General features: G+C 71.8%; 11 protein-coding genes. 3 read left to right on the top strand and 8 right to left on the bottom strand.

All coding sequences use genetic code 11. The annotated features are described in order from the left end of the window. Nucleotides 1–4: 4 nt before the first annotated feature. Nucleotides 5–436 (bottom strand): histone, encoded by a 432-nt coding sequence (locus DKT68_RS31300; protein ID WP_161556716.1) that lies wholly within the window; start codon nt 434–436, stop codon nt 5–7. A gap of 204 nt (nt 437–640) precedes the next feature. Continuing rightward, the gene (locus DKT68_RS30370) at nt 641–2,521 is read right to left on the bottom strand and encodes a Xaa-Pro dipeptidyl-peptidase (protein WP_236647146.1); all 1,881 of its coding nucleotides are present in this window, start codon (nt 2,519–2,521) and stop codon (nt 641–643) included. Between the two features lie 282 nt (nt 2,522–2,803). Here DKT68_RS30370 and DKT68_RS30365 point away from each other — a divergent pair, with 282 nt between their 5' ends. After that, nucleotides 2,804–6,169 (top strand): S8 family serine peptidase, encoded by a 3,366-nt coding sequence (locus tag DKT68_RS30365; RefSeq protein WP_236647145.1) that lies wholly within the window; start codon nt 2,804–2,806, stop codon nt 6,167–6,169. A 108-nt stretch (nt 6,170–6,277) separates the two neighbouring features. On the opposite strand, the gene DKT68_RS30360 is transcribed toward DKT68_RS30365, so the two are convergent. Beyond that, nucleotides 6,278–6,817: a DUF2231 domain-containing protein gene (locus tag DKT68_RS30360; protein ID WP_109820805.1), complete on the bottom strand. Its 540-nt coding sequence runs from the start codon at nt 6,815–6,817 to the stop codon at nt 6,278–6,280. Nucleotides 6,818–6,907: 90 nt separating this feature from the next. Here DKT68_RS30360 and DKT68_RS30355 point away from each other — a divergent pair, with 90 nt between their 5' ends. Then, entirely contained in the window at nt 6,908–7,570 is a 663-nt protein-coding gene (locus tag DKT68_RS30355; RefSeq protein ID WP_109820804.1) for an HAD family hydrolase, read from the top strand. A gap of 47 nt (nt 7,571–7,617) precedes the next feature. On the opposite strand, the gene DKT68_RS30350 is transcribed toward DKT68_RS30355, so the two are convergent. From DKT68_RS30350 to DKT68_RS30330, 5 genes are all read right to left on the bottom strand, one after another. Continuing rightward, nucleotides 7,618–8,886, bottom strand: coding sequence for an SGNH/GDSL hydrolase family protein (locus DKT68_RS30350; protein ID WP_109820803.1), 1,269 nt, complete (start codon nt 8,884–8,886; stop codon nt 7,618–7,620). Then, nucleotides 8,886–11,291, bottom strand: coding sequence for a glycosyl hydrolase family 95 catalytic domain-containing protein (locus DKT68_RS30345; protein WP_109820802.1), 2,406 nt, complete (start codon nt 11,289–11,291; stop codon nt 8,886–8,888). Before DKT68_RS30345 ends, DKT68_RS30350 begins: the two co-directional genes overlap by 1 nt. 80 nt (nt 11,292–11,371) lie before the next feature. Further along, complete coding sequence (locus tag DKT68_RS30340; RefSeq protein WP_109820801.1) at nt 11,372–13,225, bottom strand: alpha-galactosidase D; 1,854 nt, start codon at nt 13,223–13,225, stop codon at nt 11,372–11,374. A gap of 70 nt (nt 13,226–13,295) precedes the next feature. After that, complete coding sequence (locus DKT68_RS30335; RefSeq protein WP_109820800.1) at nt 13,296–14,471, bottom strand: ROK family transcriptional regulator; 1,176 nt, start codon at nt 14,469–14,471, stop codon at nt 13,296–13,298. A gap of 89 nt (nt 14,472–14,560) precedes the next feature. Next, nucleotides 14,561–15,610 carry an SEC-C domain-containing protein gene (locus DKT68_RS30330; RefSeq protein ID WP_236647144.1) on the bottom strand — a complete coding sequence of 350 codons (1,050 nt, stop codon included), beginning with the start codon at nt 15,608–15,610 and terminating at the stop codon, nt 14,561–14,563. Nucleotides 15,611–15,793: 183 nt separating this feature from the next. On the opposite strand from DKT68_RS30330, the gene DKT68_RS30325 reads away from it, so the two are divergent. Next, nucleotides 15,794–17,863 carry a phosphocholine-specific phospholipase C gene (locus DKT68_RS30325; protein WP_109820799.1) on the top strand — a complete coding sequence of 690 codons (2,070 nt, stop codon included), beginning with the start codon at nt 15,794–15,796 and terminating at the stop codon, nt 17,861–17,863. The last annotated feature ends 114 nt before the right edge of the window (nt 17,864–17,977 follow it).

Raw genomic sequence — 17,977 nt, 5'->3', positions numbered from 1 at the left:
GGTATCAGGCCTTGCGGGGCGTACGCCGGTTGCCGAACGACTCCATCGTGGTCGCCTTCTTGGCCGGCGCCCTGGTGGCGGACGTGGTGCGCGCCCGTGTCGGCGAGGCCTTCTTCGCGGGCGCCTTCTTGGCCGCCGCCCTCGTGGCGGGCGCCTTCTTCGGCGGAGCGTTCTTGGCGGCGGCCGCCTTCGCCGTCGGCGTGCGGGTGGGCGTGGCCGTGGTGGCGGAGGTGTCCTTCTTCCGCGCGACGCGGGACGTGGTGGCCTTGGGCTTCTCGCCGGCCGCCTTGGCCGTGGTCGCGCCGGTGGCCCGCTTCGTGGCGGTGGCGACCTTCTTCGCCGCGACCTTCCGGCTCGGCGGCATCTTCTTCGCCTCGGTGGCCTTGGCCGGCCCGGGGGACCTGCGCGCCGGGGTGAACGTCCTGCGTGGGCTCATCCTCGCTCCTCCTCGGGTGACGCCGGCATCGCCAGCACTGCCGGGCGACAGGTGTCGGCGGGCCGCCCGGCCCGATCGGCGAGGTCTTCCCGCGCCCCCGCCCGCCAAACGCCGCACGGGCCGGGACGGGCCAGAGGCGGCCGGAACGCGCGGGTGGGGCGGCCCGAGAACGTCGGACCGCCCCACCCGCGGGGGAGAACTGGCTCAGAAGCCGAGTACGGCGCGACCCCCGACCACCGGCAGCCGCAGCTCACTGTCGTTCGGCGCGACCCGCAGCTCGGTGCCGCCCAGCGGCAGCAGCGTGTACTCCTGGTCGCTGGAGAAGACGACCACACCGATCCGGTGGCCCGCCGGGAAGACGTAGTCCTTGGGCTCAAGGGTCCACCGGTAGTCGTACAGCTTGCCCTGCTTCACCGGCGCCGTGCGAGCCGGATCCTTGCGGTTCTGCGGGTCCATCCAGCCCCGGGTCACCACGGTCGGCGCGGCGGTCGAGCCGGCCGGGCCGTAGTCGACCAGGTACGCGGTGAGATTCGCGTCCGGCTTGTTGTCGATCGCCATGCGCAGCCGCATCTCGGGCCGCCCGGAGATGCGGACGTTCTGCGTCAGCGCGGGGGAGCGGTAGGCGAGCCGGTTGGGGCTGGCCGTGTCCGGGTTGGCCACCAGGGTGTCCGGGTGGATGGTCCGGCCCTCGTCGACGAAACTCTGCTCGACCCTGGCCTTCGGAGGCTTTCCGGAGGTCAGCGTGCCCGGGGACGCCGCGTCGGTGGCGGCGAACGCCAACCCGACCGTACGGGCGGCCGGGTCGGGCCAGTTGGCGTACGTGGTGTAGGCCCGGTCCTCCCGCTGCAGCACCGCGGTCGGCTCGTCCATGATTCCGTTGCGCACGTTCCACAGCCAGAAGTCGAACCAGCGGTTCTCGGTCTGCTTGTAGGTCCACGTCCGGCCGTCGGGCAGGGTTACCGAGGCGTTGCTGCCCGGGCCGCCGTGCCCGCCCTGGTGCAGCCAGATCTTGCGCGGCACGTCGCGCTTGGCCAGCTCGTCCCACCAGCCGGCGAAGTGCTCGGTCTTCACGTTCCAGTCGTTGAGGCCGTGCACGACGAAGACGCTCGCCTCCACGTCACGGGCGTCGAGGTAGTCGCGATCCCGCCAGAACGCCGAGTAGTCGCCGGTGACCCGGTCCTGCTCCTCGGTGATCTTCGCGATCTCGTCGGCGCAGGGCCCCTCGGCCCGTGCCTGCCCGGCGGTGTACTGGGCCAGGATGTCGGTGTCCTCGCCCTGGAACGTCCCGGGGGCGACGACCAGACCGTTGGCGCGGTAGTAGTCGTACCAGCTGCTGATCGCGGAGACCGGGACGATCGTCTTGAGGCCCCGGACCCCGGTGGTGGCCACCTGGTTGGGCAGCGTCCCGTTGTAGGAGACGCCGGTCATGCCGACCGCGCCGGTGGTCCAGCCGGCGGTGATCGGGGCGCCGCTCGCGTCGTACCCCTTCGCCCGGCCGTTCAGCCAGTCGATGACCGCCTTGGTGCCCAGCGTCTCGGCCTGGTCGCCGCTGGTCGGGCAGCCGTCCGAGTCGCCGGTGCCGACGCTCTGCCCGAGCACCACCGCGTACCCCCGCGGCACGTAGTAGTCGTCCAGCGAGCCGGGCAGGTTGGCCTTCGCCTGTGCCCGCTGGGCTTCCACGTCGGCCGCGCGACGCCCGGAACGATCGGTCAAGCCGTTCTGCGGCAGGTCGTCGACCAGCACGCTCGGGTACGGCACGTCACCCCAGGTGCCCTTGCGGTACGGGCTGTGCTCGAAGATGACCGGCACCTTGAAGCCCTGGGTGGCGGTCTCCCGGGGTCGCGAAATGTCGATCGCCACCCGGTCGGGGCGGCCGTCGTGGTCGGTGTCCACCGGGGTCTGGACGTACACCCGCTCCTCGATCGCGTCGGCGAGCGAGAACACGGGCTGGGTCATGCCGTCGGCGACCACGATGCCGGTCGGTGCGGCCGCCGCGGGTGGGGCCGCCGCTGCCGTCGGAGCTGCGCTCAGCAGCAATGCGCCGGACACACCGACGCCGAGTAGTGCCAAGGGGGTTCGACGCACGCGCGTTTCCCTTCGGTCGGACTGGTTGCCGGGGGTCGCCCGGGGTTGGATCACGAAGATCCATTCCAGCCCATGCTAGGTCCGAGCGGGTCTCTCGTCGCTCCCTCTTCACGGGGTTACCCCTTTCGTCCGCAATGGTCGGTCGGTTGAGGCGGGCGCATCGCGGCGATCGCGCGCTGCCGCCCGACGCGGATTTTAGGGGTCCAGAAAACGATGGCAGCGCCCATAGGATCTTGATCCGAGTCGCCCAGAAGGCGCGTCCCTCCAGACAGGACAGGAAACATGATGCTCAGACACACGCGGTGGCTGCTGGCCGTCGCCGTCACGGCCACGGCGTTGACCGCCGTGCCGGGCGGTTCCGCTACGGCCGACCCCGGCGGTGCCGCCGTGACCGGCGCACCCGACACCCGTGCCGACGGGAGGCCGCGGACCGTCACCCTGTTGACCGGGGACGTGGTGACCGTACGGAGCACCGGACCGGGCTGCCCGCAGGCCACCGTGCGGCCGGTCGATCCGCACGCGGTGATCCGGCAGACCTGCGGTCCGGACGGCCACCTGCACGTCGTCCCCGCCCGCGTCGCGTCCCAGATCGGCTCGGTCCTCGACCCCGACCTCTTCGACGTCACCGCGCTGCTCGCCGACGGATACGACGACGAGAACACCTCGGAGCTGCCGGTCATCGTGCAGCCCGCCACCGCGTCCGCCCGGGTGGCCGCCCTCGGCGACGTGCTGTCGCTGCCGAGCATCGGCGCGGTCGCCGGCCACGTACCGAAGAAGAGCGCGGCCACGGCGAAGCTGGCGACCAACTCGCTGCTCGCCGGGGCCAAGAAGGTCTGGCTCGACCGCAAGGTCCGCGCCACCGCGCTGACCGGCGGACACGGCGGCGGGCAGCACGGTGACCTGGACCGCAACCTGGGCCAGATCGGCGCGCCCGACGCCTGGAAGGCCGGGTACACCGGCAAGGGGGTCCGGGTCGCGGTGCTCGACACCGGCGCCGACTTCACCCACCCGGACCTGGTCGGCCGGGTCGCCGACCGGGCCGACTTCACCGCCGAGGGCGGCGACGCCGTCGACCACATGGGCCACGGCACGCACGTCGCGTCGACCATCGCCGGCACCGGCGCTGCCGCCAAGGGCCAGCGTCGCGGCGTGGCGCCGGACGCTCAGCTGGTGATCGGCAAGGTCCTCGACGACCGGGGCTCCGGGACCGACTCGGGGATCATCGCCGGCATGGAGTGGGCCGCCACCCGGGCCGACGTGATCAACATGAGCCTCGGCGGCGAGGAACCGGACGACGGCACCGACCCGCTCTCGCTCGCCGTCGACGGGCTGAGCAAGCAGACCGGAGTGCTCTTCGTCATCTCCTCCGGCAACAGCGGCGGCTTCATCGCCTCGCCCGGCTCGGCCATCAGCGCACTGACCGTCGGCGCCGTCGACCGCGACGACAAGCTCGCCGACTTCTCCAGCCGCGGCCCGCTGACCACCAGCAACGTGGCCAAGCCCGAACTGGTTGCGCCCGGTGTCGACATCGTCGCCGCCCGGGCTGCCGGCACCGACCTCCAGGACCCGATCGACCGGTACTACGAGGGCTCCACCGGCACCTCGATGGCCGCGCCACACGTGGCCGGTGCCGCCGCGCTGCTCGCCCAGCGGCACCCGGACTGGACGGGGGAGCAGCTCAAGGCCGCACTCGTCGGTGCCGCCGACCCGTTGGCCGGCGTCGACCCGTACGCCGTCGGGGCCGGTCGCCTCAACGCGGCCCGGGCGCTGGGTGGCCCGCTCAGCAACCAGCCGGTGGTCAACATCGGCACCTTCGCGTACCCGCAGTCCGGCACCAGCGAGACGAAGCTGAGCTGGACCGGTGCGCCGACCTCCGCGACGACCGTCCTCGACCTCGACCTGACGGTGGTCAACCACGACGGGCAGTCGGTACCGCGTGGCGCGGCGTCACTCTCGACGACCCGGCTGACGCTGAAGCGGGGCGCAACCGCAGGAGCGTCGCTCCGGTTCAACCACGCGGCGCTGGCGAGCCGGCCCGGCTTCTACATGGCCACCGTCACCGCCCGCACCGCCGGCCGCACGTTGGTCGCGACCACTCCGGTGAGCTTCTACGTCGAGCCGCCCAGCTACGACCTGACGATCCGCACCAAGCCGCTGCCCGGCCTCAAGGAGGGCGCGGAGAGCTGGATCAACATCCTGGTCACCAACCTCACCGACCCGGTGATCTACCACGGCGGCGTCGGCGGTGCGCCCGGAGACACCTTCACCACGCGCGTGCCGGCCGGCCGGTACGCGATCCTCGGCTCCTCCGTCGCCTACTACGTCGACAGTGACGTGCTGGAGACGACGCTCGTCGGTGAGACCGACCTGAGCGTCACCGGCGCCCGGAGTGTGACGCTCGACCCGGCGCGAGCAAGGCCGGTGACGGCGACGGTCGACGGAGTCGCCACGAAGCCCACCCGGGTCGACTTCACCAACGTCCAGACCGCGCCGAACGGTCTGTCCTGGTGGAACCAGATCAGCGGGTACGGGAGCGCGACGACCGTCCGCACCTCCCCGATGGCGAAGCCCGGCATCGGAACGCGGCGCACCTGGGCGGCCGTCAATCTGGACTCGCCGGCCGGCGCGGCGAAGCCGTACCGCTACAACCTCGTCCACGAGTACGCGAATGGCGTGCCGGCCGATCCCGCGTACCGGGTGACCGCTGCGGAACAGGCGAAGCTGGCCCGGATCGACGAGCGATTCCACCAGATGGACTCGCCGGGGATGGTCACCCAGCTGGTCCGCACCGGCATCACCCTCGACGGGGTGGGCGTGACCCAGACCCACGAGGGCAACCTCCCGTCGTACCGCACCGACTACGTCTCGCCCGGCATTCTCTGGGCCGACGAGGGCGTCTACGGTGGCCTGTCGGCCCAGGAGGCGCCGCGCAGCTACCAGCCGGGGAGCCGGCAGTCCAAGATCTGGGCGCGGCAGCCCCTGCACTCCGGCTGGTACGACGACCCGGCCGGCGACGGTTGGAGCTGTGCCACCCCACCGTCGCGGACGCGGGGCAACCTGCACGTCGACCTGGCGTCGCTCGTCGACCAGCACCAGCGCGCCGACTGCCTCCAGGGCAGCGCGATCGGGATCAAGCGCACGCTGTCGCTGTACCGCAACGGCACGCTGGTCGAGCAACGGGACCGCCCGCTCGCCGACTTCACCGTCCCGCAGCAGATGGCGGACTACCGGCTGACCCTCGACGTCGACACGAGCCTGATCCTGCCGATCTCGACCAAGGTCAACACCTCGTGGACGTTCCGGTCCGCCGGGCCGGACGGAACCGGAAGCGTGCCGTTGCCGCTGCTCGCGGTCGACTACGCCCTGCCGATGGACACCACCAACCACGCCACCGGAGGAACCGCGGAGCTCGCCGTTCGGCAGGCGCACGGCGTCAAGCCGCAGAGGGTGACGGTGTTCCAGGTCTGGACCTCGACGGACGACGGTGCCACCTGGAAGACGGCCCGGGTCACCGGCGCCGGGGACAGCTACCGGGTGGAGCTGCCGACGGTCGCCGCCGGGAAGCCCGTCTCGCTGCGGGTGAAGGCTGCCGCGAACGGCGGTAGCGGGATCGACCAGACCATCATCCGGGCGTACAACGCCGGCTGATCGTCCGCTGGTGCGGCCCGGTTCTCCACCGGGCCGCACCGGGCGACCCGACGGGGTCATGTCAGCCCGGTCCCGCCGAACCCGCTGTTTCCCGGCTGCGGCTCGAGGTCACTGACCGGTCCAGACCGCCTTCGCGCCGGAGTCGCCGGTGCGGACCACGTAGTACACGGCGATGCCCGCGGCCACCAGCGACAACACCTGCAACGACAGGGTCAGCGCCCGGCTGGTGCCGTCGCCTCCGGTCGCGCTCGCCTCGGCAGCTCGGGGCGGGACGAACCAGACCAGTGCCAGCGCCACGACCGCCAGCCCGATGGTGGCCCACAGCGTGAAGTCGCCGAACTGCTGGTGTGCCTCGATCGTGGGGACGAACTCCGGGGTTACCCGGTTGGCGGCCCGCATGCGCTCGAAGAAGGCGTCACCGGAGAGCTTGGCCAGCAGCGCGGCGAGTGGCGCGCCCAGGGCGAGCAGCCCCAGCACCCAGCGGGTGTGCGGCCGGACCGGCGCGACGAGCGCGTAGGCGACCGCGAGGAGGGCCAGCAGCGGCACGAACACGACCGCGGCGTGCAGCACGAGAGGGTGGGCGGGGATGCCCATGAACTCCTCGAACATCGGCGTCTCCTCCGGTGGTGACGGACGGATCTCGATCATTGCGGGGTGACGCTATCGGTACCGGGCGGGCATGTCAGCCCCCGGTTCGCGGTCGCTCCGGCGGCCACCGGCCGCGGGTAGGCTGCGGCTGTGCTCAAGGGGCTGCTGCTGGATTTCTACGGCACGGTGGTCGAGGACGACGACGTCATGATGGCCGAGATCGCGGAGCAGGTGGCCGCTCGGGCGTCGGTGCCGGTCTCGGGCCGCGATGTCGCCACGGCGTGGGGAGCGGAGTTCGAGGCTGTCGCGTCCGGGCCGCGGTTCCGCTCGATGCGGGACAGCGCGATGTCGAGCCTGGCCTCGGTGATGGTCGACGTCGGCTGCGCCGGTGACGCGGCCGCTTTGTGCGCGGCGCAGTTCAGGTACTGGCGCTCGCCACCGCTGCGGCCCGGCACCCGTGAGTTCCTGTCCCGCGTCACCGTGCCGATCTGCCTCGTGTCCGATGTGGACTCGGACGATCTGAAAGCGGCGATGGCGCACCACGGCGTGGCCTTCACGGCCGTGGTGACCAGCGAGGCCGCCCGCGCGTACAAGCCGGACCGGGCCATGTTCAGTCGGGCGCTCGCCGCCCTCGGGCTGGAGGCGCACGAGGTGCTGCACGTCGGTGACTCGCTCGCCGCCGACGTGGGTGGGGCGCACGCGGCGGGCATCCGGGCCGTGTGGGTCAACCACCGGGGGCAGAACGCGCCGCGCGACGCCCCCATCGCGTACGAGATCACCGACCTGTCCGCGCTGGCGGAGATCATCCGGTAGCGGCCGATCCGGCCGGCCACCGTCGTGGCCGGCCGGATGGGGACTGCTCAGCGGTCGCAGCGCAGCGCCGACAGGTCGACGGCGTCCGCCATCGCCTGCATGCCCTTGTCGTTGGGGTGGAGATGGTCGCCGCCGTCGAAGAACGGCAGGAGCGCCTGCGGGTCGTACGGACTGCGGGTGATCCGGTCGAGGTCGACCACGGCGTCGAACGCGCCGCCGTGCCGGATCCAGTCGTTGACGCCCTGGCGCACGGCCTCACCGGCGGCGTCGTACTCGGACCAGCCCTTGAACGGCATGACCGTGGCGCCGACGACGCACTTGCCCGCCGCGTGGATCCGGTCGGCCAGCTCGCGGTAGCCGGCCACCAGGTCGTCCACCGTGACGCCGCTGTGCGCCTTGATGTCGTTGATGCCCTCCAGCACGAGCACCGTGCGGACCCCGGGGTGGGACAGCACGTCACGGTCCAGCCGGCGCAGGGCGGCCTGTCCGGCGCCGTCGGCGAGCACCTTGTTGCCCGAGATGCCCTCGTTGGCCACGCCCTTCACGGGGCTGTCGGGCGCGGCCTGGAGCCGTCGGGCCAGATAGTCGGGCCAGCGCCGGTTGGCGTCCGAGGTGGAGGCCCAGCCGTCGGTGATGGAGTCGCCGAGGGTCACCACCGAGCTGATCGCCGTGGACGTCTCCACGCTGACGGCGTCCAGCCAGTACCAGGAGCTGATCGGGTCGGTCCAGCTCGTCGCCGCCTCCTCGGCGGCGTGGTCGCCCGCGGTCGCGTAGGACGTCTGCATGGCCATGCCGTGACCGGTCGTCGGTCCCTCGGCGCCGGTGACGTACAGGCTGATGACCAGATCGCTCTGGGCGGCCAGTTTCCCGGGCAGCGGGTCGCTGAGGATCGTCTCGCCGGCCGGAACGGTGACCGAGGGTTGCCCAGCGAACGTCAGCCGCCGGTTGCTGCCCCGGATCAGCTCGGCGCCCTGGCGCCGCAACCCCGCGTAGGCGCTGGCGAAGGTGACGGGATGGTCGCCGAAGGCGTTGGACAGGCGGATGCGCAGGGCGTTCCCGCCGGCGCTGATGCGCACGACCAGCCGGTAGCTGCGGTCGGCGGGCCCGGCGCCCTGCCGGTCGGCGCTCGCGGCCCAGGTCACCGCGAAGTGCCTGTCCCGGCCCGCCGGGGCCGGGTCCTGCGGCGTCCGCGCCTCCGCTGACACTGACGGCCGGGCCTGCGCGGCCGGGGCCGCCAGGGGTACGCCGACAGCCGTGACCAGCGCGGCGAGGATGACTGCCGCCACCCGCCGGGTGTGGTCGTGCCCGGCCCGCATCAGAGGCTCCGCACCGTGACGGACTCACCGGGCTTGAGGGTGATCCGGCGCGAGGCGCCGCCGGCGGTCAGGGTGGTGCTGCGACCGCCGACGCTCGTCAGTCGTACCTCGGTGACCGTGCCGTCGCGCCAGCTCAGGTCGGCGACGAACCCACCGCGCACGCCCACGCCGGACACCGATCCGGCGGCCGCCCAGGCCGCGGGCAGCGCGGGGAGCAGCTCGACGCGGCCGGGCCGGGAGTAGACCAGCATCTCGACGATCGCGGCGGGGGTGCCGAGGTTCGCGTCGATCTGGAAGATGCCGCGGCCCGGGTTCGTCTCGTAGATGTCGAAGAGGTTCATCGCGGTGCCGTTGCTGCCGTTCGTCGACGGCCGCAGGTTGGTGACGACGAGCTGGTACGCCTTCTCCGCATCCTTCAGCCGGGCCCAGCACAGGCTGCGCCACGCGTTGGCCCAGCCGAAGCTGTTCATGCCACGTGCGGTGAGCAGGGCGGTCACCCCGGCGATGATCTCCTTCGGGGTGGAGCCGTCCGGGCGGATCCGGTCGCCGGGGAAGAGGCCGATCAGCGGGGACAGGTGCCGGTGGGTGGTCTCGCCGAGGTTGTCCGGCGACATCCACTCCTGTAGCCAGCCGGTCGTGGGGCTGACCTCGGGCAGGTACAGCCGCTGGCGAAGCCCGTCGATGGTCTCGCCGTAGCCGGTGTCGCGGCCGAGCACCCGGGTCGCGGTGCGGTAGTTCTCGAAGAGGTTCCACACCAGCTCCTGGGAGTAGGTGTTGCCCCTGGTGTCCTGCGGGCCGTGTTCGGCCGACCAGTCGCGGTCGGCGACCAGCACCTCCCGTGTGGCGCCGGACGCGTCGGTGACGGTGGTGGTGACCAGGCGGGTCTCCCAGAACTGCACGGCGCCCTTGAGGACGGGGTAGACCTTCGCCAGGTAGGCGCGGTCCTGGGTGTACTCGTAGTGCTCGAACAGGTTCTGGCAGAGCCAGGCGTTGCCGGACGGGTGCCACCACCAGCCGCTTCCGCCGTACGGGTTGGTGGAGAAGGCGACCGCCCAACCGGCGATCCGGCCGCTGGAGTTGCGGAACCGGTTGGTGGGGCTGTTGAACAGCCGCTGCGTGACGTCGGTCCAGGCCGGCAGTTGCGCGACGCAGTAGTCCGCGAAGGCGTCGAAGGTGTCGGACAGGCCGCCCCGATCGGCCAGCCAGTAGGTCATCTGGATGTTGACGTCGGTGTGGTAGTCACCCATCCAGTCCGGGTCGTTGCCGTCCAGCCACGGCCCCTGGAGGCCGATCGGCAGGCTGCCCCGCGACCCGGAGATCAGCAGGTAGCGGCCGAACTGGAGGTACGCGGCCTCGAACTCCGGGTCGGGAACGTTGTCCCGCCAGCGCGCCTGCGCCCGCTCCCAGGTGTCCAGCGCGCGTTGCGCGGCGGACGACGTGCCGAGGTCGACGGCGAACTGCTCGAACACCGGCCGGAAGTCGGCGACGTGGGTGTGCAGCAGGTCGCGCGCGGACTCGCGGGCCGCCGCCAGGACCTTGCTCCGGGCGAGGCGCTCGGGGTCGACGGACGGGTCGCGGAACCCGGCGGTGGCGTCGGGGGCGTAGTTCGTGCCGCCGCTGACGACGACGGTGAACTCGCGACAGCCGGTGACGGAGATCGACGTGCCGGTGACCGCGATCTTCCCGGTGCCGCTGTACGCGGTGACCGCGGCCCCGTAGCGCAGTCCGTTGGCGAAGGAGGCGCCGAACGACGCGTACCGGCCCGCGCTGTTCGCGGTGGTGGACTCGCCGTGGGTGCCGGCCAGGGAGATGACGCCCGTGTAGGTGCCGCGGCCCTGCTGGGAGAAGTGCAGCACGATGGCGTCGTCCGGGCGGCTGGCGAAGACCTGCCGCTGATAGGTGACGCCGGCGATGTCGTACGTGGCGGTGACCAGGCCCTGGGCCAGGTCGAGCGTGCGGCGGTAGTTGTCGACGGCCCCGAGGTCGTGCCCCGGGATGTCGACCGCGAGCGTGGCCAGCAGGGTCAACGAGCCGAAGTCGCCGCGGCCGTAGGGGAACTGGCCGTCGCTCTCCAGCGTGTCGTTGAGACCGCCGGTCCACAGCGTGGCGTCGGTGATCATGAGGAGTTCGCGGCCGGGGTCGTTGCTCGCGAGCGCCCCGAGGCGGCCGTTGCCGACCGGCAGCCCCTGCTCGATCATCGAGGTCGCCGAGCCGGGCGCCTGCCACCAGAGCTGGTTCTTCGCGGCGGCGTCCGCGGCGAGCAGGGGCGACTCGGTGGGACGCCGGGGCGCCGCCGAGGCGGCGAACGTGGGCAGACCGCCCAGCGCGGTGGCCGCGCCGGTGGCGGCGGCCAGCGCGAGGAAGCCTCGGCGGCTCGGGCGCGATGGGGTGTTCCGGAAATCCATGTCGGTACTCCAACCTGGGCCAACGGCGGATGCGCGGAGTGGCGCGGCCCGGCGGCGGAGCCGGGCCGCGCCGGGTGACGTCAGAGGGTCTGCGGTACGTCGATCTTGTCGATGTCGGGGGAGTACCAGGTGCCGCTGTCGACGGTGATGGTGTTCGCGCCGGCGTTCAAAGCCAACTGGACGCTGATCGTCTCGGCCGTGCCCCAGTCACCGGTGGAGGGGAACGCCACGCTCGTGCCGTTGCCGCTGTTCGAGGAGACGGTCGCCGAGCGCGCGTCGCCACTGACGTAGGCGAGGGTGACCGTGTAGATACCGGCCTTCCGCACCGTCACGTTGTTGAACCGCACCGTGCCACCGAGGTAGAGGTTGCCGACCTTCTGCCCGCCGGAGCAGGCGTCGCATCCGGCGACGGAGGCGTTGCCGCTCAGGGTGTTCGCCGGGGACTCGGCCTCGTAGCTCGTGGTGGCCAGCGGGGTGCCCGGCCGTACGGTGAACAGCCGGGAGCCGTGTGCCGGCAACGCCGCGGTGATCGCGTTCTTCTGCGTGCCGAGGTTCCGGCTGTTCCACACGTCCCGGACCGACGCGTTGCCGGTGAACCCGAACGCCGCCCAGTGGGCGGTGACGGAGGCGGGCGCGTCGCCGAGGTTGAACAGCGCCACCGTGTAGCTGCCGTCGGGGTTCCTCGCACCCCAGACCTGCTGGTCGCCGGCGACGCTGACCGGCCGGGCGGGTGCTCCGCCGTTCTGGTCGATGGCGATGACCTCGCGGTTGGTCAGCAGCGACAGCCCGTAGTCGTCGAGGCGGGTGATGTCGTCACCGGTGTACAGCGGCGACTTCGAGATAGCCCACAGCGTCGCGTACGTCTGCCGCTCGGCCCTGGTGAGGCCGTCCATCTCGCCGTTGCCCACGTTGAGCGAGTCGAGGTCGTTCCAGCCGCCCGGGCCGGCCTTGCGGCTCCAGGCCGGCGCGTCGGCGAACCGGTCGTCGACCGAGTTCTCCCAGCTGACCAGCGTGTTGCAGTAGCACTCGACGTCGGTGTCGATCCGCCAGCCGTTCGAGTACCGCTTCCAGTCGGCGGCGTGGTTGATGTCGAGCGACCAGGACAGTTCCAGGTGGATCGGGCGGCCGGCGGTCGCGATGGCCTTCTGCCAGGCGGCTACGTCGGCGACGTTGTTGTAGTTGTCGCCGGACTTGAACGAACCCGGGCCGACGCCGTCGAGCTTGAGGAAGTCGTATCCCCAGTCGGCGAACATCTGCGCCTGCGAGTCGATGTACTTCTGGGCGCAGGGGTTGTCGAAGTTCAGCTTGTACGCGCTGTCCCAGCCGTTGGTGGTGCGCAGGTCCGGGTAGACGATGTCGGCGGTGGCGCAGCCGGCCGCGTTCCAGATCGGCGCCGCCCCGTTGGCGTACGCCTCCTTCTCCAGCCCGACCGGCAGGTAGATGCCGGCCTTCAGGCCCTTGCCGTGGATGTGGTTGGCGACGGCCTTCATGCCCCGGGGGAAGCGCACCGGGTCGGGCGTTTGCCGGGCGTACTCGTCGAACGTCGGCACCCACGCGTTGTCGCGCCACCAGCCGGCGTCGATGTTGACGTACTCGTAGCCGAACGGCTTCAGTTTGGTGGCGAGGGCGTCCGCCTGCTTCAGGACGTTCGCCTCGGTGAGGTAGCTGTAGTCGCCGTCGGGGTTCAGGCCCGGGTACTTCGAGGACTGCATGCTCCAGCTGGTCCAGCCCATGAAGGGGCGTTCCGCGAGGCCGACGGTGGTCGGCGCCGCGTCGCTCGGCGCCGGAGACGCGGCCGGGGCGGCCTGGGCCGGTACGGCGCCCGCGCCGAGGAGCACGGCCACCGCGGCGGCGACGAGGGGTACGCCGGGTCGGATTCGCCGTCGGCCGGCGCCGGTGCGGAGTCGTCTGCGGGGTGTCGACGGTTGCTGCATGGTCAACCTCCTGGGGCACGGTGGGTCGGGTCGAGCGCTGTGGACGGTCGGGGCTGGGTTGAGCCGTGGGTCAGGGAACGACGAGCGACTGGATGCTGACGGCGGCCGCGCCGCGCGCCCACGCCTCGAACGGCAACGGGCGGATGGAGAGCGGACAGCGGGCGGCGGCGCCGAAGGCCTGCCGCTCGAAGCTCGCACGGATGTGGCTGTCGAACAGGTCGTAGGCGGCCAACCCCTCGCCGGACACGACGATCCGGGTGGGGCCGACGAGGTTCGCGACGGCCGCGATGCCGCACCCGATCGCGCTGCCGGCGCGGGTGAAGACCGCCCGGACCTGCTCGTGACCGCCGCGCGCCAGGGCCACGGCCTCGTCGAAGGTGAGATCGGGACGGCCGGTGCGGTCGCGGGCCTGCGCCAGGATGGCGTCCGTGCCGGCGATCGACTCGACGCAGCCACGCCCGCCGCAGTGGCAGTCGGGGCCGGTGGCGTCGACGGCGAGGTGACCGATCTCGCCGGCCACCCCGTACGAGCCGGACACCAGCCGGCCGTTGACGACCAGGCCGCAGCCGATGCCGGTGCCCACCGTGACGAGGGCGAACGATTCGGCGCCCACGCCCTCGCCGAACCAGTGCTCGGCGGCGGTCAACGCCTTGACGTCGTTCTCCACCGTCACGGACAGGCCGGTGCGCTGGGCCGCGAGCCGGCCCAGCGGCACGTCACGCCAGTGCAGGAACGGCGAGTAGCGGACCAGGCCGGTGGTGCGGTCGATGTCGCCGGAGAGGGAGAGCCCGAGCCGGCGGACCCGGGTCCGGTCGCCGGGGAACGCCTCGAACAGGTCGTCCGCGAGCCGGCCGACGTCGGTGAGGACGGCGGCGACGTCCGGATCGGTCAGCGGCCGGCGGGCGGTGGCCCGTACCTGCGCGCGGAGGTCACAGACGACACCGATCAGCTCGTCTGCGGTGATCTTCACGCCGACGAAGAACTCGCGGTCGGCCCGGACGGCCAGCGGGCTGGCCGGGCGCCCGGCACCGGGCCCGGTGCGTTCGGTGGCGGCAAGTTCGTGCAGGTAGCCCAGGTCGATGAGCGGGCGGGCGGCCTTCGTGACGGCGGCGGAGGAGAGGCCGAGTCGGCGCGCGAGCGCGACCCGACTGACCGGCCCCTCGGTCAGCACCGTCGTGAAGACCGCCGTCGCCGCCGGCGCCGCGGGTGGCCCGGCCAGCGCGCCGCTGTCGTCCCCAGGAAACATGGTTGAAACCTAGGACGAATATTTAACTTCTTCAAGTATTGATTCTGTTCAGTGCTCCGTCCTAGAGTCCGCGGCACACCGTGCGGTGCTCAGCGCCGGGAGCGCGGCAGACAGTCCTTCTTGTACTTGAGGCCCGAGCCGCACCAGCAGGGCCCGTTGCGCTCCGGTGGCCAGGCGATCCGCGCGCCCGGTCGAGCCGCGAGCTCGCCCGCGTAGGCGGCCCGGGTCTCCGCATCGGTCGGATCGCCGTTGCGTCGGTTGGCGTGGGCGTCGAGCCCGGCGACCGTCGCGCTGAGCACGCCCAGCCCGGTCTGGCCGGCGCTCGCCAGTCGTACCAGTTCCTTCTCCAGCCGGGCGCGGTGCTCGTCCCAGTCCGGCCCGTACACGTCGGTCAGCTCGGGGTGCGCCGCGAGCAGACGGTCGAACTCGGCCCGGGGCCAGAAGAGCAGATCCGCCGCGCCGCCCTGCTGCTGCGCCGCCCGGCGCACGAGCTGGTTCTCCAACCGGTCCGCCAGATCGTCGTGCCGGTCGTGCGGCAGGTTGAGATTCCGGCGGACCCGGTGCCGCTGTTGCAGCAGGAAGAAGAGGACACCGGGCGATTCCGGAGGACCGACCTCGACCGGGGGCTCGACGGCCGTGATGGCCTGCGCCGACGCCCCCGCGGCGGTGGCGCGCTCGCCGAGCAGCGTGTCGACCGCCTCGCTCAGCCACCGCTCGGCGATCGCCGAACGACCGCCGGCGTCCAGCGCCGCGCTGACGTAGGCGGGGGCGTCGGGCTGGACCAGCAGGAACGGGCGAAGCGCGCCCAGCTCCGCCATCGCCTCGTCCTCGCGCCCCACGGCCTGGAACAGGGCGCGGGCCCGCAGCGCCCGGGCGAACCCGGCCTGGGGGTCGTCCCCGGACGGGTACACCTCCAGAGCCCGCTCGGCGTACCGGAGCGCCGCGTCCGGCTTCGCGCGGATCTCGGCGATCTCGGCGGCCAGGGTCAGCGCGTCCCCGGCGTCGTTCGGATCTTCCAGCCGGTCCTGCTCCACGGCCTCGGCGATCTCGGCGGCGACACCGAGCGGATTGGCCGTCCCGAGCGCCGAGCGGCGAAGTTCGGCGAGGTCAGCCTTGGTGAGTACGTCTTTCGTCGGCACGATCTCACGGTACGTCGGGGTGCTCCCGGGATGCCGGCAGATCACCTGTAACGCCGCTCTCACGGGCTCGACGCCGGTCGCCGAGAGGTTGCGAGACCAACCGATCATGGTCATCTGCCGTCCACCCGTCGTCGGTAGCGTCCGATCGCCAGTTACTCGGATACACCGCACAAAGGGTGAGCTATGGGCATGGTGGATCGGCGTACGTTTCTCAAGGCGATGGGCGTTCCCGCGATCGGCGCGGCGCTTCCGTTGGATCTCAGCAAGGCGCTCGCCATCCCGGCGAACAACAAGACGGGCTCGATCAACGACGTCGAGCACGTCATCATCCTGATGCAGGAGAACCGCTCCTTCGACCACTACTTCGGCACGATGCGGGGGGTGCGGGGCTTCGGGGACCCACATCCGGCGACACTGCCGTCCGGCAAGGACGTGTGGCACCAGCCCGACGGCGCCGACGAGCTGCTGCCGTTCCGGCCGGAGGTGAAGGACCTCGGCCAGACCTTCCTGCCGGACCCGCCGCACGGCTGGAACGACGGGCACGCCGCCTGGAACGACGGTCGGTTCGACCAGTGGGTGCCGAACAAGGGCGTCACCGCGATGACCTACCACACCCGCCAGGACCTGCCGTACCACTTCGCGCTGGCCGACGCCTTCACGGTCTGCGACAGCTACCACTGCTCCCTGATGGGGCCGACGGACCCCAACCGCTACCACATGTGGAGCGGCTGGGTCGGCAACGACGGCAAGGGCGGCGGCCCGGTCATCACCAACGCCGAGGCCGGCTACGACTGGTCGACGTACCCCGAGCGGCTGGAGCGCAACGGCATCTCCTGGAAGATCTACCAGGACGTCGGCACCGGCCTCAACGCCGCCGGCTCCTGGGGTTGGACGAACGACCCGTACATCGGCAACTACGGCGACAACTCGCTGCTCTACTTCCACCAGTACCAGAACGCGCAGCCGGGAACGCCCCTGGCGGACAGGGCCAAGACCGGCACCGAGGTGCGGACCCAGGGCCGCAGCCCCGAGGCGCTGCTCGCCGACTTCCGGGCCGACGTCGAGGCCGGACGCCTGCCGCAGGTCTCCTGGATCACCGCGCCCGAGGCGTACTCCGAGCACCCGAACTGGGAGCCCGCGTACGGCTCGTGGTACATCTCGCAGGTCATCGACATCCTCGCGTCGAACCCCGAGGTGTGGAGCAGGATGGCGCTCTTCATCACGTACGACGAGGAGGGCGGCTTCTTCGACCACGTGGTCCCGCCGACGCCCCCGCAGACGCGCGAGCACGGGCAGTCGACCGTGCCGACCACCAACGAGATCTTCCCCGGTGACGCGGGCCACCCGGCCGGCCCGTACGGGCTCGGCATCCGGGTACCGATGATCATCGTCTCGCCGTGGACGCGCGGCGGCTACGTGAACTCGCAGGTCTTCGACCACACCTCACTGATCAAGTTCCTCGAGACGCGGTTCGGGCACGGCCGGAAGGACCTGATCGAGGAGAACATCACCCCGTGGCGTCGTGCCGTCGTCGGTGACCTGACCACCGCTTTCGACTTCCGGCACCCGAACCGGTCCCAGCAGGTCACGCTGCCCGACACCGACGACTTCAAGCCCGAGGACCTGGTGCGGCACCCCGACGAGGTGCCGGTGCCGCCGGTCGACCAGCGGCTGCCGAAGCAGGAGCGCGGGGTGCGCCCGGCGCGGGCCATCCCGTACATCCTGCACGCCGACGGTCAGGCCAGCGACGGCTCGTTCCGGATCGACTTCCGCAACTCCGGCGGCGCCGCCGCCGTCTTCCAGGTCCGCCAGGCCGGCAGCGCGGACGCGCCGCGCACCTACACGGTTGAGCCGGGCAAGCACCTCACCGACACCTGGGAGATCGGCCCCGGGTACGACCTGTCGGTCCACGGGCCGAACGGGTTCTTCCGCCGGTTCACGGGCGGCCGGTCGCACCTCGACATCACCCCCGCATACGACGAGCGGGAGTACAGGGTCGGCCTCACGCTCGGGAACCGCGGGTCGAAGCGGGTCGAGGTGACCGTCCGGGACGGGTACAACTCCCGGCCGGTCAAGCTGTCGCTGCGCCCCGGCCAGTCCGAACGCGCACAGTGGACCCTGTCCCGCACCCGCGGCTGGTACGACCTGACCGTCACCGTCGCGGGTGACGCCGACTTCGCGTACCGCTGCGCCGGGCACGTCGAGAACGGCAAGGACAGCATCAGCGACCCGTCCCTCGGCGGGCTCGTCTAGGTGGTTCCGGGGTCGAAGGAGGGCGTCCGTCCTTCGACCCCGCCGGGCCCCGGCAGATGCTGAGCGGGATGTTGCCACCCGCCGTACCTCCGCCCTTCACATGATCTTCAGTAG

The sequence above is a fragment of the Micromonospora acroterricola genome (assembly GCF_003172955.1).
GTDB lineage: Bacteria > Actinomycetota > Actinomycetes > Mycobacteriales > Micromonosporaceae > Micromonospora > Micromonospora acroterricola.
The sequence above is the reverse complement of the archived record's forward strand: the minus strand, read 5'-3'. Positions and strand labels throughout refer to the sequence as shown.

Excerpts from the sequence above, each read along its gene's own strand:
- DKT68_RS30345 (WP_109820802.1), bottom strand. The coding sequence starts at position 11,291 with ATGGATTTCCGGAACACCCCATCGCGCCCGAGCCGCCGAGGCTTCCTC.
- DKT68_RS30365 (WP_236647145.1), top strand. The coding sequence starts at position 2,804 with ATGATGCTCAGACACACGCGGTGGCTGCTGGCCGTCGCCGTCACGGCC.
- DKT68_RS30335 (WP_109820800.1), bottom strand. The coding sequence starts at position 14,471 with ATGTTTCCTGGGGACGACAGCGGCGCGCTGGCCGGGCCACCCGCGGCG.
- DKT68_RS30340 (WP_109820801.1), bottom strand. The coding sequence starts at position 13,225 with ATGCAGCAACCGTCGACACCCCGCAGACGACTCCGCACCGGCGCCGGC.
- DKT68_RS30350 (WP_109820803.1), bottom strand. The coding sequence starts at position 8,886 with ATGCGGGCCGGGCACGACCACACCCGGCGGGTGGCGGCAGTCATCCTC.
- DKT68_RS30325 (WP_109820799.1), top strand. The coding sequence starts at position 15,794 with ATGGGCATGGTGGATCGGCGTACGTTTCTCAAGGCGATGGGCGTTCCC.
- DKT68_RS30360 (WP_109820805.1), bottom strand. The coding sequence starts at position 6,817 with ATGATCGAGATCCGTCCGTCACCACCGGAGGAGACGCCGATGTTCGAG.
- DKT68_RS31300 (WP_161556716.1), bottom strand. The coding sequence starts at position 436 with ATGAGCCCACGCAGGACGTTCACCCCGGCGCGCAGGTCCCCCGGGCCG.